The following is a 15,000-nucleotide window of genomic DNA, read 5'->3' as shown; positions in this document are numbered from 1 at the left end:
CTAGGCCCCAGGGATGGGTTTACGCCGACCCCGCAGGGACACACCCGGCACCCGGAGCGGACCAATGCCACGAAAATGCCGGCAAACTCTGGACTCTGAGTTTCACTGACGCGCCATCTGGCGCTGCTCAAACCATTCGATGGCATCAACCAGGGCGCGCGGTTGGGAATAGACATAGCCCTGAATATAATGGCAACCCAGTTTGGACACCGCATTCAGTTCGGCCTCGGTCTCGACGCCTTCAGCCACCACCTTGATCGACAGCGAAGTGCACAGATCAATAATCGCTTTTACCACCGCGATCTGCTTTTCCGAATTGGGCAAGTCATGAATAAAACTGCGATCGAGCTTTATGATCGAGAATGGCAGATCGGGCAGTTTCGACAGGTTGGCGTAGCCAGAGCCAAAATCATCTAAAGCCAGTGCAATGCCGAGTGCGTCCAGCGCCTCAAGCCGCTTGCGGAAGTCTTCGTTCTGCTCGGGCAGGTGGTGTTCGGTAATCTCGATCTCCAGATAGCGCAAAACATCCGGCTTGCGGGCGTGCCAGGCGGTCAGGTAGCGCAGAGTATCGTCGTTAATGCTTTGTACACTGAGGTTCACGCCCAGCACCACCGGGTGTGCGCCCTCATTCAATTGCCGCGATATCAACAACAGCGTCTGCTCCAGCATCCAGCGGTCCAGTTCACGAATCGAGCCATTGTGCTCGGCCAGTTCAATGAAATGCCCAGGGTAAATCAGATCGCCGGTCTCACCCTGCAGGCGTGCCAGGCATTCCAGCGCCAGAATTTCCCCGGTGCGGCAGTCGATGCGCGGTTGCAGATGTACTTCCAGGTCTTGCTGTTTGAGGGCATTTTTCAGCATCTGCGCCTTGCGCAGCCGTCGTTGTGCCTGGTCTTCGTAATCGCTGTGGTACCAGTGCACCTGATTGCGACCCTTCTTCTTGGCATTGAACAGGGCGATACCGGCGTTCTGGTGGAGTTCATCCGCCGTCAGGCCGTGCGCGGGCGCGCGTGCCGCGCCGATCGAAACGGTAAAGCTGTAGCTGCTCTCGCCAATCGAGAACGGCTGGTTCAGTTGCAGGTGCAGGTCTTTCAGGCGTTGATCACGGTCGTCGTCAGAAGGTACTTCAGTGGCATACCAGAACACGACAAATTCGTCGGCACCGACGCGGGCGAGGAAGTCCTCTTCGTCACTGTGGTGTTTTAAGCGCTGCGATAATTGCGTCAGCAACTGGTCGCCAGCGGCATTGCCCATGCTGTCGTTCAGGACTTTAAAGTGGTCGATATCGACGTGCAGGCACCACAGATTATCGATCTCTTCATCGTGCTCATCGATAAAGCAACGCAAGCCCTGTTGGTTGGAAAACTCAGTGACCGGGTCAATCAACTGATCGGCGCGCAAGCGCTCGTCCGACACCTTGTAGCCGGTAATGTCGATGGCAAAGCCCAGAATACCGACAATGGCGTCGTTCTCACCCACCAACGGGTGCCGTTCAATCCGGTACCAGCGCGAAGGCTGACCGGTCAGCTCCATCTTCAGTTCCAGCGCCTGGTGGCGGCCGGTACTCAGCGCCTGCTGGTCCGCTGCCATAAACACCTCGGCCAGTTGGGCATTGAGCACATCCGCATCGGTCTTGCCCTTGGCGTCGACACCATCGCACCACTGGTTGGTCAGGGTCTGGTTGACCACCAGGTAACGACCGAAACGATCTTTCAGCCAGACCGGAAAGGTGAGGTTGTTATAAACGCTCTGCAACAGTACATGGTCGTCGCGCAGCTGTTTGCTGGTGTCGAGCATATCCTTGGCCTGAATCAGCGCATTTTGCAGATGTTTCTGATCGTTCTGCGCCAATGAAAGCGAAATGGCCGCATAAACGCGGAAGGTCGCCACCAGCAACGCCAGGCTGCCGATGGTACACAGCAGGCCCAACATACCACTCATCATCGGAATGTTCAGGCTCAGCAACCAGACCGCGATGGCCAGCAACACACCGGAACAGAAACCAAGGCCGACCAGAAGGCCGAGTTTTTTTGCCAGGGGGGTTTTCTGGCCGGTCAATAATGGGCCGGTCTTTGAACTCATGGTCTTCCTCGTAATGCGGGCAGGGTCATACAGGCAGACCCGTTGGCCTGCCAGTGGCTCAGTTGCTTCGTAAAGCGTGACTGAGTCTGGTTTTTATAACACACGCTTACTTGATGCGTTTGTATTTGATGCGTTTCGGGCCCTGGTTACCGGTCCGCTTGTGGTAATCCGCATCGTATTCAGTAAAGTTGCCTTCAAAGAACACCGCGTTCGAATCACCCTCAAACGCCAGAATGTGCGTCGCCACCCGGTCGAGGAACCAGCGATCGTGCGAGATCACCATCACCGCACCCGGGAAGGCCAGAATGGCTTCTTCCAGTGCGCGCAGGGTTTCCACATCCAAATCGTTGGTCGGTTCGTCAAGCAGCAGCACGTTGCCGCCCTGTTTCAGCAGCTTGGCGAGGAACAAACGGTTGCGCTCACCGCCCGACAACTGCTTCACATACTTCTGCTGGCTGCTGCCCTTGAAGTTGAAGCGGCCGAGGTAGGCGCGCGAGGGAATTTCGTAGCCGTTCACGGAAATCAGATCCTGACCGTCGGAAATTTCTTCCCAGACGGTTTTGCTGTCGTCCAGTTCACGCATCTGCCCGACAAAAGCCAGATCGACCGTCTCACCGACGGTGATGTTGCCCGAATCCGGCGTTTCCTGCCCGGCGATCATCCGGAACAGGGTCGACTTACCGGCACCGTTACCACCGATGATGCCGACAATCGCACCCGGCGGTACAACGAAGCTGAGGTCTTCATACAGCAGGTTACCGTTGTAAGTCTTGGCAACACCCTCGACCTCAATCACCTTATCGCCCAGGCGCGGGCCGGGTGGAATATAGATCTCGTTAGTCTCATTACGGGTCTGGAACTCGCGCGAGCTGAGCTCTTCAAACTGACGCAAGCGCGCCTTCGACTTGGCCTGACGCCCCTTGGCGTTCTGGCGAACCCATTCCAGCTCCGACTTGACCGCTTTTTCATGCGACTGCTGCTGTTTGGATTCCATCTCCAAACGCTTTTCCTTGTTCTCCAGCCACTGGCTGTAGTTGCCTTCGAACGGAATACCATGGCCCCGGTCCAGCTCGAGAATCCAGCCGGCGACGTTATCGAGGAAGTACCGGTCGTGGGTAATGGCCACTACGGTGCCGGTAAACTCGTGCAGAAAGCGCTCCAGCCAGGCAACGGATTCGGCATCCAGGTGGTTGGTAGGTTCATCGAGCAACAACATATCGGGGCTAGACAGCAGCAGGCGACACAGCGCCACACGGCGACGCTCACCCCCGGAGAGGTTCTTCACCGGCGCATCCCAGGGCGGCAGACGCAGCGCATCGGCCGCGATTTCGAGCCGGTTTTCCAGGTTATGGCCATCGGCCGCGGCTAGAATGTTTTCCAGCTTCTGCTGCTCGGCGGCCAGCTTGTCGAAATCCGCATCCGGCTCGGCATAGGCCGCATACACTGCTTCCAACTGAACCTGGGCATCTTTCAAATGCGCCAGTGACTCTTCAACGGTTTCACGCACCGTCTTGGACTCATCCAGTTCCGGTTCCTGCGGCAAATAACCAATGTTCAAATCCGGTTGAGGCCGCGCCTCACCCAAATAATCCTTATCCACACCGGCCATAATACGCAGCAGCGTAGACTTACCCGAGCCATTCAGGCCGAGCACCCCGATCTTGGCACCCGGGAAAAAAGACAAGGAGATGTCTTTCAGAATCTGTTCTTTCGGCGGTACCACCTTGCCGACACGGTTCATAGTAAAAACGTATTGAGCCACCGGTTCACCTTTTGGGTTCGTTTCAGTTTGTTGCCTGGAGTACGTGCCAGGCACCGGGTGCGCCTATTCGGGGTCGGCGTAAACCCGTCCCTGGGGCCTAGACCGCAACATCCATGTTGCGGACTTCCCCGAATAGGCGCACCCGGCACCTGGCACTTAGCTGGTTGCCAACTCTGCAACTTGAGTAATTTGAGTGTCGCTAGAGTATTGAAAAGGTTGTGCTTTGGAAAGGCCGCAACAGGCGCCTGTGTTTTCCAAAAAGACTGAGGAGATAGAACTGTAAATTGTGGCGCGGAGTAGCGGAGGGCTGCCGGGTATGCTCATTGGAGGCCGTTAGACCGCATGGATGCGGTCTCCGAGCCCCCAGGGAGGGGTTTACGGCGTGCCTCCAAGGAGCGTACCCGGCAGTCCGACCGGCAGCCAACCACCCAAACAGTCTCGATGAATATCGAGACTGTTTCTCTTATCCCTTAAAGCCCTTGCCAACCACATAGACTTCCCGCGAACGGGCACGTGATGAATCGGGTTTGCGAATGACGACTTTATCGAACGATGTTCGCAGGTCTTTTACATATTCATCATAGCCTTCGCCGTGAAATACCTTTGCCACAAAACTGCCCTTGGGCTTCAAAATCTGCAGCGCCATATCCAGCGCCAGCTCCACCAGATACATCGAAGACGCCTGGTCGGCCACGTCGACACCGCTGATGTTGGGTGCCATGTCGGAAATGACCACATCAGCCTGGCTGCCATTGAGTGTGGCCATAATCTCATCGAACACCGCTTCCTCGGTGAAATCGCCCTGAATAAACTCAACGCCCGCAATGGAATCCATCGGCAGAATGTCCGAAGCGATGACACGGCCCTTGTGACCCACCAGCTTGGCCGACACCTGCGACCAGCCGCCGGGCGCCGAGCCCAGGTCCATCACCAGCATATTAGGGTGAATCAGTTTGTCCTTGGTGTTGATTTCCAGCAGTTTATAACTCGCGCGCGAACGGTAACCGTCTATCTGCGCCTGCTTCACGAAAGGGTCGTTCACATGCTCTTCGAGCCAGCGACTGCTGCTTTTGGATCGGGCCATAGCCAATTAACCGTGCTGATTCATCAAATAAGACGCCATTGTACGCTGTGGCCGGGCAGGGCGTAAAACCACAACACTGACACAGCCCCGTCCCGTGCGTATAATTCCCGCCCATTCGGCACGCAAGTGGCGCGTTCGTGAGTTTCTCTGGCAGTCCTAATAGTCGAAGCTACCACAATGCGAGTGTCGGCTGCCGGTGAGGCCTCTGCGGGGAAGTCCGCAACAGGACGTTGCGGTCTAGGCCCCATGGATGGGTTCACGCCGACCCCGCAGAGGCCTCACCGGTGGCCGACACGGACCACAGCCACCAAGCATCGACCACAGCCACCATGTCGGAGTCACCGACCAGGACTAAGAATGATTCGCCTCAATGAACTTGCCTTACCGCTCGATCACCCGCCCGAAGCCCTGCGCCCGGCCATTGTTGCCCGGCTGAAGATCGCCGATGCCGACTTGCAATCCTTCACCGTGTTCAAGCGCAGCTACGATGCGCGCAAAAAGAACTCGGAGATCAAATTCGTCTACATTATTGATCTCGCGGTCAGCAACGAAGCGGCCGTGCTCCAGCGCTTTGCCGACGACCACCACGTTCGCCCCGCGCCGGATACCGCCTACTACCCGGTCGCCGAGGCACCCGCCAGCATCACCGAACGCCCCGTCGTCATCGGTTTTGGCCCCTGCGGCCTGTTTGCCGCCCTGATTCTGGCGCAAATGGGCTTCAAACCCATCGTGCTCGAACGCGGCAAAGACGTCCGCCGTCGCACCAAAGACACCTGGGCCTTGTGGCGCAAACATGAACTCTCCCCGGAATCGAACGTCCAGTTTGGCGAGGGTGGGGCTGGCTTGTTTTCCGATGGCAAATTGTACAGTCAGATCAAAGACCCGAAATTCTACGGCCGCAAAGTCATGCACGAATTCGTGCGGGCCGGGGCACCGGAAGAAATTTTGTTCGTCAGCAAACCCCACATCGGCACCTTCCGGCTGACCGGCGTAGTCGCTAAAATGCGTGAAGAGATCATTGCCCTGGGTGGTGAAATCCGCTTCGAAAGTAAAGTCACCGAAGTGACACTGAGTGATGGCCGGGTAAACGGCGTCACCCTCGAAAACGGTGAATACATCGTCAGCCGCTACGTCATTCTGGCCCTCGGCCACAGCGCCCGCGACACCTTCCGCATGCTGCACCAACAAGGCGTGTACGTCGAAGCCAAACCCTTCGCCATCGGCTTTCGCATCGAACACCCGCAATCGCTGATCGACAGAGCCCGCCTCGGCAAATACGCTGGCCACCCCGAACTCGGCGCGGCTGACTACAAACTCGTGCACCACGCCAAAAACGGCCGCGCCGTTTACAGCTTCTGCATGTGCCCAGGCGGCATGGTAGTCGCGGCAACCTCCGAACCGGGCCGGGTCGTCACCAACGGCATGAGCCAGTATTCCCGCAACGAGCGCAACGCCAACTCAGGCATCGTCGTCGGCATCAGCCCAGAACAGGATTTTCCCGGAAGCCCGCTTGCTGGCGTGGAACTCCAGGAGCAACTTGAATCCAAAGCCTACGAACTCGGCGGGCAAGACTACTGCGCACCGGCACAACTGGTTGGCGATTTTATTCGCAGTGAACCTTCGACAGCACTGGGCGAGGTTGAACCTTCTTACCAGCCAGGCATCAAACTCGGCGACCTGGCCCCCTCGCTACCGGCGTACGCCATCGACGCCATCCGCGAAGCCCTGCCTGCTTTTGGCAAACAAATCCGCGGCTTCGACCGCAACGACGCCATCCTAACCGGCATTGAAACTCGCACGTCTTCACCGATCCGCATCAAACGCGACAACGCCAGCCTGCAAAGCATCAACACCCGTGGCCTCTACCCGGCAGGCGAGGGTGCAGGCTATGCTGGCGGCATTCTTTCGGCCGGGGTCGACGGCATCAAAGTCGCCGAAGCCCTGGCGCTGGCCATGCTGGCCGACGCGGGTATTGAAACCGAGGCGACGGCGTGAAACTCGATGACATCAAAAAACTGCACCAGAAAAAATACCGCAGCCAGTTTGGCCACTATTTGGTCGAAGGCGAACATCTCGTGCTCGAACTGCAACGCGCCGCCGAACATCAACCGGCATTGCGCCAGGCCGAATTGCTGGTCACCGAGACCTACGCCGACTGGCAAAGCCCGCTGAAAACGCAACTGATCAGCAGTAAAAAAATGGCGCAGATCAGCGACACCAAGACCCCCCAGGGCATCGTCGCCGTTGTACCCATACCCCCAGCATCACCGTCACCAGAATCGGCCAACCAAGCCCCTCAAAAAGCAGCCGACATAGCCATCTACCTCCACGAAATTCAAGACCCGGGCAACCTCGGCACCATCCTGCGCACCCTGGCCTGGTTCAGCGGCTTCCGCTGCCTGCTCAGCCCCGGCAGCGTCGACCCCTACAACCCGAAAGTCGTGCGCGCCAGTATGGGCGCGATTTTTCATGTTTCGATGGAGTTGGATGTTCCTCTGGAGAATCTGGCAGGTCGGTTCGACCACATTGGTAGTCTCGACATGAGCGGCCAACCCCTAACCGAACCCGGTTTCCAGAACATCGAATGCTACGTTTTTGGCAACGAAGCGCGGGGCATTCCACATGAAGCCCTGGCCAACCTAAACCCCACCGCTTTTACCATTCCAGGCTCCGGTCTCATCGAATCGTTAAACCTAGCCTCGGCAGTAAACCTCTGTGTTTACGAACGAGTTCGCCACCAGAGCTAGTGTCATGGGTCAGAAAATCGCGCCAATTTAACCACAGATGATCGAAGGACTGCCGGGTGCCTCTACTGGGGGCCGTTAGACAACATGGATGTTGTCTCCGAGCTTACATGGATGTATTTACAGCGTGCCCCCAGTAGAGGTGCCCGGCAGTCCGACTGCCACCACAGTCAAAACAACCACCGAACCAAATTACCCACGCGAATTTCTGACTCATGGCACGACCACGACGCTGGAAACTCAAGCCATGATTAGCCAAACTGCAGGCTCAGAACAGGAGCCCGCCGGTGGAGCACAGCCTCAAGCACTTTTACATCCCTGAAGAGCAAAGCATCTACCTGCTCTCGCATCAGGACGCCGCCAAGCTCAAAGCCTGGATCAAGCTCTGTATGCGTCAGCTTGAACGGCTCGGGTATCAGGACATCGAACTGATCGGCAAGGGCGCCTTCGGCTTCGTATTTGCGGGCAAAACCCGCACCGGCGTAGACCTGGTGTTCAAATTCTCACGAATTAACCTGCCCCAGCATGTGCAAGACCGGCTCGAAGAAGAAAGCGACCTGCAATCGCTGCTCGATCACCCGCAGATCCCCCAGGTCAAAGACTTCGTCCGCGTCGGCAAGCAGGCCATCCTGGTGATGACCCGGGCACCGGGGCTCGATCTCGACGACTACGGCCTAAAAGCAGGCCGACTGTCACCGCAACTGATCCTCAACCTCGCCGCCCAACTCGCCGACCTGCTGCACTATTTACGCACCCGAACCGACGCCCAGGGCCAGTGGCGACCCATCGTCCATGGCGACATAAAACCCAGCAACCTCGTCTTCGATCCGGCGTCCGAACAGGTGCAATTAATCGACTGGGGCTCCTCGGTTTTCTCCCAGCTCGACGCCGACCACCAGTTCATCTCCAACAGCGTCATGGACTTAATGTCGTCCGATCTGCAACACACCAACGCCAAACTCGGCGATGTTTACTTCATTGGCGACGAACAACTGAATGGCGGCCTCTCATCCCCCCGATTCGACGAACAGGGCACCGCCGCCACACTTTATGCGCTGGCTTCAGGTCAGGGTTGCCGCTTCGGACGCAAGGTCATCACCCCGCAAGCACTCGGCCTACCCATCGAATTCGCCCGGGTACTGGCAAGCATGCTCGACGACGACACCGGCCAGCGCCAACAAGCCGGCAACTACTTCCTCGGCCACATGAGCCGGATGCGACACATCGTTGCCATCTCTCCAGCCGACGACCTCGCACCGATGATTCCGGTCTGGGTCAGCGAGCGCCACCGCGAAGTCGACACCGCCGTCTATAGCTCGCGCAAATCCTTCCTGCGCCAGGAAAACCCCGACGACACCCTGATGGACGTCGAAGACGAACAACTCGACAAATATTACAAAAACTACCTGCAAGGTATGGGCGAAACCGAAAAAGCCTTCGTCGCCGCCGTCAGCCGGCTCGGCCGCTACCCCATCGTCGGCGGCCTGGCGGTAAAATGGCATGCCGACGGCGTACGCATCGAATCCGCCTTCAGCCTGCACAACCCAGAACTGCGCCGCTCTTTCCACCAGTCGGTCAACAACATGGTCAACCTAGCGCGCGGCGTGTACCGCCAGGGCACCTTCAAGGCGGTCATGTACAACGCCCGCGACACCCTACACCTAGACCGCCGCTTTGAGGCCGATGCCTTCATCCCCCCAAAAAGCCTGCGCATTCCCTATCTGATCACCCCAGCCCCAAAAGGCGAAGACACAGAACGCATGCACTCCTACTTCGAAGACGGCCGCGACCCCGACGAATACCTGACCCTACCACCCTCGATCATGGACGAGATCGAAGCCCTAGACCGCATTCACCACACCGGCTGCATCATCTTCGAGGTACTCCCCCGCAACCTCAAAATCCACAACTACTACCGCCTGCTCGACGCCAGCCAGGAAGACAAATTCCGCAACCACCTAAACCGAATGCTGGCCGCCGTAAAAGACATCCAGGGCCTGGGCCTGCGCGGCTTCATGAAACTCCCCTACAAAGACCCCAGAACCTTCGACCACATCGACCAGCTACCGGCCCGGTATGCTCCCCGCAACCCACGGGATACTTCGCTGGTCACATAGGGTGATTAGCCTGGCGTTTACTTTATCGGCTTCATGTATAGCCGCCTGGGAGGTTGGGTGGACCGCCGAACTTACACGGACGTACTTGCAGCGTCCCTCCAGGACCATAAAGGGTGGCGCTCGCGAACCATTGCCTCGAGTAGACTTCAACGCGGTAGCAAAATAGCAACCCATGCCATAGAGCCCAGTTTTGCCCAGGGTAGAACAGTTCATTGCATAAATGGCGCCTCGTCTGGCGGAAACGCTGTGGTATCATGCGCGCGCCACCCATTTCATTGGTACCAAGAGTCTGAGCATGAGCAAAAATTCGCTGGATAAAAGCAAGATTCGCATCCTGTTACTGGAAGGTGTGCACCAAAGCGCGCTGGATACCCTCACCAAAGCCGGATACACCAACATCGAATACCACAAGGGTTCGCTGCCCGAAGCCGAACTGATCGAAAAGGTCAAAGACGCCCACTTTATTGGTATTCGTTCCCGCACCCAGCTTACCGCCGACGTCTTCGAAGCTGCCGACAAACTGGTCGCCGTTGGCTGCTTCTGCATTGGTACCAACCAGGTCGATCTGAACGCTGCCGCCCTGAATGGCGTCGCCGTCTTCAACGCACCCTTCTCCAACACCCGCTCCGTAGCCGAACTGGTACTGGCCGAGGCCATCCTGCTGCTGCGTGGCATTCCCGAAAAGAACGCCGCCAGCCACCGCGGTGGCTGGCTGAAAAGCGCCGCCGACAGCTACGAAATCCGCGGCAAAAAACTCGGCATCGTCGGCTATGGCAGCATCGGCACCCAGTTGGGCGTGTTGGCCGAAGGCCTGGGCATGAACGTCCAGTTCTACGACATCATCACCAAATTGCCGCTGGGTAACGCCAACCAGGTTGGCTCGATGAACGAACTGCTCGAAACCAGCGATGTAGTGACCCTGCACGTACCCGAAACCGCCTCCACCAAGTGGATGATGGGCCCCGAACAATTCGCCCGCATGAAGCCAGGCTCGGTATTTATCAACGCCGCCCGCGGCACCGTGGTCGACATCGACGCCCTGGCAGCCGTGCTGACCGAGAAGAAACTCCTCGGCGCCGCCATCGACGTCTTCCCGGTCGAGCCGCGCAGCAACGACGACGAGTTCATATCGCCATTGCGCGAATTCGACAACGTCATCCTCACCCCTCACGTCGGCGGTTCGACTCAGGAAGCCCAGTTCAACATCGGCATCGAAGTGGCCGAAAAACTGGCACTCTATTCAGACAACGGCACCTCAACCTCTGCCGTCAACTTCCCGGAAGTGGCACTGCCTGCACACCCGAGCGCGCACCGTATTTTGCACATCCACCAGAACATCCCCGGTGTCATGTCCGAAATTAACCGCATCTTCTCCGAGAACGACATCAACATCATCGGCCAGTACCTGCAAACACGGGACAAGATTGGCTACGTGGTGATCGATGTAGCTCAGGAGTGCTCGCTGAAAGCACTCGATAAAGTGAAAGAAGTAAAAGGAACAATGCGCGCCCGCATATTGTTCTAGAAAATATTCGAAACTCGGATCAACCACGAAACCAAGCGCTGGGTGCCGGGTGTGCCGATCCGGGGTAGTCTGCAACATGGATGTTGCAGCCTAGGCTCCATGGATGGATCCACGCCGACCCCGGATCGGCATGCCCGGTATCCTGCGCGTATTCTGGCTGGTAACCAAACCATCCACTGGCGTTTCACCTCCCAACTGGCATACTGGCAGAACGACATAAACCCGATGCGTCGGGTTTTTTGTTATCTGCTTTGTCTATAAAAGGGAGTTCCAACGACGTGTCTGTTCAAGGCTATCGCGTAAACTGTGCTCGGTTTTTGGGAAAAACCAGTCTTGTTCTTATGCTGGCAGTCGGCCTGTCTGCCTGTATATCCCGTGGCATGCAACAGGAACTGACCAGCTGCACCTTCCCCGACACCACCCGAACACCGGCCCCTTCCTTCATTTGTCACCAGCAGATTGAGGGCTACCCCATTACCCGTTTAACCTCCGCTCCCGCCTCAGCCGATGTTGAAACCGACGTCAGTATCGAACGTGCCCGTCTGGAAGTTCAACACGCTATGGCACTCGAGTGGTTCGTCACCTGGTTTGGCGACGTTAACGACGACCAAGAGACCGAAGCAAAACGGGTCATCTTAACCTGGCTGAACGAAGAACTCCGGGTCGTCCGAACCCGTGAAAGCTCATCCGGCACCATGTGGCTACTGCTCGGCATTGCCCATTCTGAAGTCGATACCCAGGTGCAACTGCGTAACCGGTTCGCCGCGGCGGGCGTTGAGACAACCAGCCGGTAGTGTGCAGAGTTAGTAACCGGCGGAATTTCCCGCTAAAGTAGAGACCAACATTAACCGGTAAACGGGAGCAGTCTCTATGTATCAACACCAGTGGGTTTCCGGCGAATCGATCTTATTGCCCATGGGCAAGGCCGTCTGCGTCGGCCGCAACTACGCCGAACACGCCCGGGAACTGGGCAACGCCGTACCCGAAGCGCCGCTACTGTTCATTAAACCGGCCAGCGCCTGCGTAACCATCGGCGACCACATCAGCCTGCCGCGCCCCGACCTGCATTTCGAAACCGAACTGGCCCTGCTGATAGGCGCGCAACTCTCCGCCGACCATTCCGAAAGCCCCATGTCGGCGGTAACCGCCGTCACCCTCGCGCTGGACCTGACCGACCGCACCCAGCAAGACGAGCTCAAGAAAAAAGGCCACCCCTGGGAACGCGCCAAAGCCTTCGACGACTCCCTACCACTCGGCCCCTGGCTACCCGTAAACCAAATGCCAGAAAACCTAAGCGATTGGGGCTACACCCTGGAACTGAACGGCAAACCCCAGCAACACGGCCGGGTAGAGAACATGCTGTTCAGCATCCCCGACCTGCTGGCAGAAATCGTAAAAGACTTCCGGCTAGAGCCCGGTGATGTGGTGCTAACGGGTACACCGGATGGTGTGGGTAAGCTGAAATCTGGTGATAAGCTGGAGTTGGCGATTGAAGGGACAGAGTGGAAGTTGAGTAGCCAGGTGGAGTGAGGGCTTTGCCCTCACCAGGGTAAGGCGGACACATCCGACACCTCTGCGAAATAAATACTTGCCAACTTCGTCACAGAGTGACATGGTGAAAACACAACTTGTTTTGCTTTGGTGTGCCCTGTAACCGGCCGGGCGGTAGCTAGTTTGGTCGATTTATATCCAGTGATTTGTTGTTGATTCCAGTTACCCGCCCCTTTCTGATTGACTTGGTTATATGTGTACTTGCTGTTGATACCGCGGGAAGTGACGTGGCAAGCCAATATGAGGTGGAGAAAGTGCAGCATATTTTGGATGTCGCTGTGGATTTGTGACAAATGTGTTGGGCTATTTCTGGATGGCTGAAAGAGGATGCGTTTGTTGGCTTTTGCGGGGTGATGTTTGATTGGGTTGGGTTTAAGGCTCTGTGATAAGGTTTCTAGAGAGTTTTTCTGAAAATCAATGTTCGTATAGGTCCTGGGTCATGTGCATTTTCTGATGTGAAGAAACTCTTAGGCCCACTTACAGGAAATAAATCGAAATGATCTTAATGCTTGAGTATTTCAAAGATAGTAAGGACTCATTTCTGGATGACCTTGAATCTGCTGATATCACTTACAAAATCAATATTCCAAAACCGGGAATTTATTCTTCTGGTGGTACAGCAGAAATTATTTTGGCGCTCGGAGAAGCATCTGTGTTCGTTTCTCTTGCTACGGTTATAGTTCAGTGGCTCAAAGCCAGAGCATCAAGAAAAGTCATGATTCAAACTACTGAAAAGAAGGTAGTTATCTTGGAGGCTGAGGGCTATAGCCAGAAAGAGGTCTCAAAGATTCTCGAAGAAGCAGAGAAAATCACTGTTATAGATACAAAGCCTAACCAGTCAGTACAGCCGACCACAAAAGACGCGGTGGCTGGCTGAGGCGTTAGGCGCCGTTTGAAATATAGGAACCCTTGATGGAAAGCCGTATTCCCCTACCAACGGACAACATCTATAAGTTTTATGCTTTGTTCGGTTTATTGTTGGCAGTATTTGGTGCTGGCACGACGATCTATTTAAATAAAACAACCAATGATTTGGCGTTCGCGATCGCAGTTGAATACGAAACCCTTAGAGCGGATCCAGTGCGATCAGTATTACAAGAAACGCGTTTTCAAGTCCTGGATAAAAAGCTAGAAATAGCCAAGAGCGATAAGAAGTTCTTTTCATACAGCCTAGGCGTGGTAATTGGACTAGGGCTTATAATGATGTGGTACGGGTTCAAGAAATGGCATACTGAGGTGCAGCCAATCCAAGATGAGATCGCCCGGCTAACTCTTGAAAAACTGAAGCGGGAGGTCGGCCAAGATGAGAAAGCTTAGTATATGAATTCGGCAAGTCTAACAAGGCCGGTCACGGCGACGTCTACTACATAGCGGCTTCGCTTTCATTCCTTAGCCGCGCGTGTTGAGCGGCGTTATGAGTAGAGACACCATTGATAAACTATATCTTGTCGCGATCTGCCGATCTTGAAAGAAAACTCTTGAAGTTTCTAACGCTCCCTCCTCTCGATGATTCGGAGAGAATCATGGCGAGCAGGGTCATGTGTAGTATTACTTTCGAGCATGCTGAAAGTGCAAAAATACTAATTTCTGCGGGAAATTTAACCTCAGCTACAGGACTTGTCCGACTTCAGTATGAAGCTCTGGTCCGGGCAATGTGGCTCCTTTACGCGGCGTCTGACATTGCTGTTTCAAAGCTAACTAAAGAGCTGACACGTGAGGCGGCTCATAGAGCGAATAGGCTTCCAATGCTCAGCGAAATGCTTGAAAAACTACAGGGAAAAGCTCCGCAGGAGCCAGTGGATATGCTGCTAGAATTCAAGGAGTACTCTTGGAAGCCCCTTAGTTCGTTCATCCACGGCGGCATTCATGCAATCCATCGCCACAGCAAAGGTTATCCACTTCCTTTACTCGAGCAGATGGTCCGTATATCCAATGGTGTTTCGGTAATGGTGGGTATGCTGTTGGTCATACTGCATGGCGGTGGTGAGCAGCGTGGCAAAATGCCACGGATTCAAAGAGAATTTACGGACTGCCTACCTGATACCAGGGCAAAAAATTCATAACCGGTATAGGCCAGGTACGTAAGCGATCCATTAACCCCATGCTCTCACTGAGCATTTAACTCGATATTCCAT

The 15,000-nt window shown here is 55.8% G+C and carries 12 protein-coding genes; 9 read left to right on the top strand and 3 right to left on the bottom strand.

Annotated elements, in window-relative coordinates; all coding sequences use genetic code 11:
- Positions 1-102: 102 nt before the first annotated feature.
- The 3 genes from WEB54_RS14185 to rlmE form a co-directional block, all read right to left on the bottom strand.
- The gene (locus WEB54_RS14185; RefSeq protein WP_368056435.1) at positions 103-2,082 is read right to left on the bottom strand and encodes a putative bifunctional diguanylate cyclase/phosphodiesterase; all 1,980 of its coding nucleotides are present in this window, start codon (positions 2,080-2,082) and stop codon (positions 103-105) included.
- A gap of 106 nt (positions 2,083-2,188) precedes the next feature.
- On the bottom strand, positions 2,189-3,844 hold the full coding sequence (gene ettA, locus WEB54_RS14180; RefSeq protein ID WP_368056433.1) for an energy-dependent translational throttle protein EttA: 1,656 nt from the start codon (positions 3,842-3,844) through the stop codon (positions 2,189-2,191).
- A 463-nt stretch (positions 3,845-4,307) separates the two neighbouring features.
- Positions 4,308-4,928: a 23S rRNA (uridine(2552)-2'-O)-methyltransferase RlmE gene (gene rlmE / locus WEB54_RS14175; protein WP_368056431.1), complete on the bottom strand. Its 621-nt coding sequence runs from the start codon at positions 4,926-4,928 to the stop codon at positions 4,308-4,310.
- A 357-nt stretch (positions 4,929-5,285) separates the two neighbouring features.
- On the opposite strand from rlmE, the gene WEB54_RS14170 reads away from it, so the two are divergent.
- From WEB54_RS14170 to WEB54_RS14130, 9 genes are all read left to right on the top strand, one after another.
- Positions 5,286-6,923: an NAD(P)/FAD-dependent oxidoreductase gene (locus tag WEB54_RS14170; protein ID WP_368056429.1), complete on the top strand. Its 1,638-nt coding sequence runs from the start codon at positions 5,286-5,288 to the stop codon at positions 6,921-6,923.
- Positions 6,920-7,675, top strand: coding sequence for a TrmH family RNA methyltransferase (locus tag WEB54_RS14165; RefSeq protein WP_368056427.1), 756 nt, complete (start codon positions 6,920-6,922; stop codon positions 7,673-7,675). Before WEB54_RS14170 ends, WEB54_RS14165 begins: the two co-directional genes overlap by 4 nt.
- A gap of 284 nt (positions 7,676-7,959) precedes the next feature.
- A complete protein-coding gene (locus WEB54_RS14160) occupies positions 7,960-9,789 on the top strand; it encodes a protein kinase (protein ID WP_368056425.1) in 1,830 nt (609 codons plus the stop codon).
- Between the two features lie 295 nt (positions 9,790-10,084).
- On the top strand, positions 10,085-11,314 hold the full coding sequence (gene serA, locus WEB54_RS14155; RefSeq protein ID WP_368056423.1) for a phosphoglycerate dehydrogenase: 1,230 nt from the start codon (positions 10,085-10,087) through the stop codon (positions 11,312-11,314).
- Positions 11,315-11,655: 341 nt separating this feature from the next.
- Positions 11,656-12,108, top strand: a complete 453-nt coding sequence (locus WEB54_RS14150; RefSeq protein ID WP_368056421.1) for a hypothetical protein — start codon at positions 11,656-11,658, stop codon at positions 12,106-12,108.
- A 76-nt stretch (positions 12,109-12,184) separates the two neighbouring features.
- The gene (locus WEB54_RS14145; RefSeq protein ID WP_368056419.1) at positions 12,185-12,844 is read left to right on the top strand and encodes a fumarylacetoacetate hydrolase family protein; all 660 of its coding nucleotides are present in this window, start codon (positions 12,185-12,187) and stop codon (positions 12,842-12,844) included.
- A 517-nt stretch (positions 12,845-13,361) separates the two neighbouring features.
- On the top strand, positions 13,362-13,742 hold the full coding sequence (locus WEB54_RS14140) for a hypothetical protein (RefSeq protein WP_368056418.1): 381 nt from the start codon (positions 13,362-13,364) through the stop codon (positions 13,740-13,742).
- Between the two features lie 35 nt (positions 13,743-13,777).
- Entirely contained in the window at positions 13,778-14,182 is a 405-nt protein-coding gene (locus WEB54_RS14135; protein ID WP_368056416.1) for a hypothetical protein, read from the top strand.
- Between the two features lie 206 nt (positions 14,183-14,388).
- Positions 14,389-14,928 (top strand): hypothetical protein, encoded by a 540-nt coding sequence (locus WEB54_RS14130; protein ID WP_368056414.1) that lies wholly within the window; start codon positions 14,389-14,391, stop codon positions 14,926-14,928.
- The last annotated feature ends 72 nt before the right edge of the window (positions 14,929-15,000 follow it).

This window comes from Saccharospirillum sp. (assembly GCF_040881935.1).
In the GTDB taxonomy this organism is placed as follows: domain Bacteria; phylum Pseudomonadota; class Gammaproteobacteria; order Pseudomonadales; family Natronospirillaceae; genus Saccharospirillum.
The sequence above is the reverse complement of the archived record's forward strand: the minus strand, read 5'-3'. Positions and strand labels throughout refer to the sequence as shown.

Coding starts and splice junctions, on each gene's coding strand:
- serA (WP_368056423.1), top strand. CDS start 10,085: ATGAGCAAAAATTCGCTGGATAAAAGCAAGATTCGCATCCTGTTACTG.
- WEB54_RS14130 (WP_368056414.1), top strand. CDS start 14,389: ATGGCGAGCAGGGTCATGTGTAGTATTACTTTCGAGCATGCTGAAAGT.
- WEB54_RS14135 (WP_368056416.1), top strand. CDS start 13,778: ATGGAAAGCCGTATTCCCCTACCAACGGACAACATCTATAAGTTTTAT.
- rlmE (WP_368056431.1), bottom strand. CDS start 4,928: ATGGCCCGATCCAAAAGCAGCAGTCGCTGGCTCGAAGAGCATGTGAAC.
- WEB54_RS14150 (WP_368056421.1), top strand. CDS start 11,656: ATGCTGGCAGTCGGCCTGTCTGCCTGTATATCCCGTGGCATGCAACAG.
- WEB54_RS14145 (WP_368056419.1), top strand. CDS start 12,185: ATGTATCAACACCAGTGGGTTTCCGGCGAATCGATCTTATTGCCCATG.
- WEB54_RS14170 (WP_368056429.1), top strand. CDS start 5,286: ATGATTCGCCTCAATGAACTTGCCTTACCGCTCGATCACCCGCCCGAA.
- WEB54_RS14185 (WP_368056435.1), bottom strand. CDS start 2,082: ATGAGTTCAAAGACCGGCCCATTATTGACCGGCCAGAAAACCCCCCTG.
- WEB54_RS14140 (WP_368056418.1), top strand. CDS start 13,362: ATGATCTTAATGCTTGAGTATTTCAAAGATAGTAAGGACTCATTTCTG.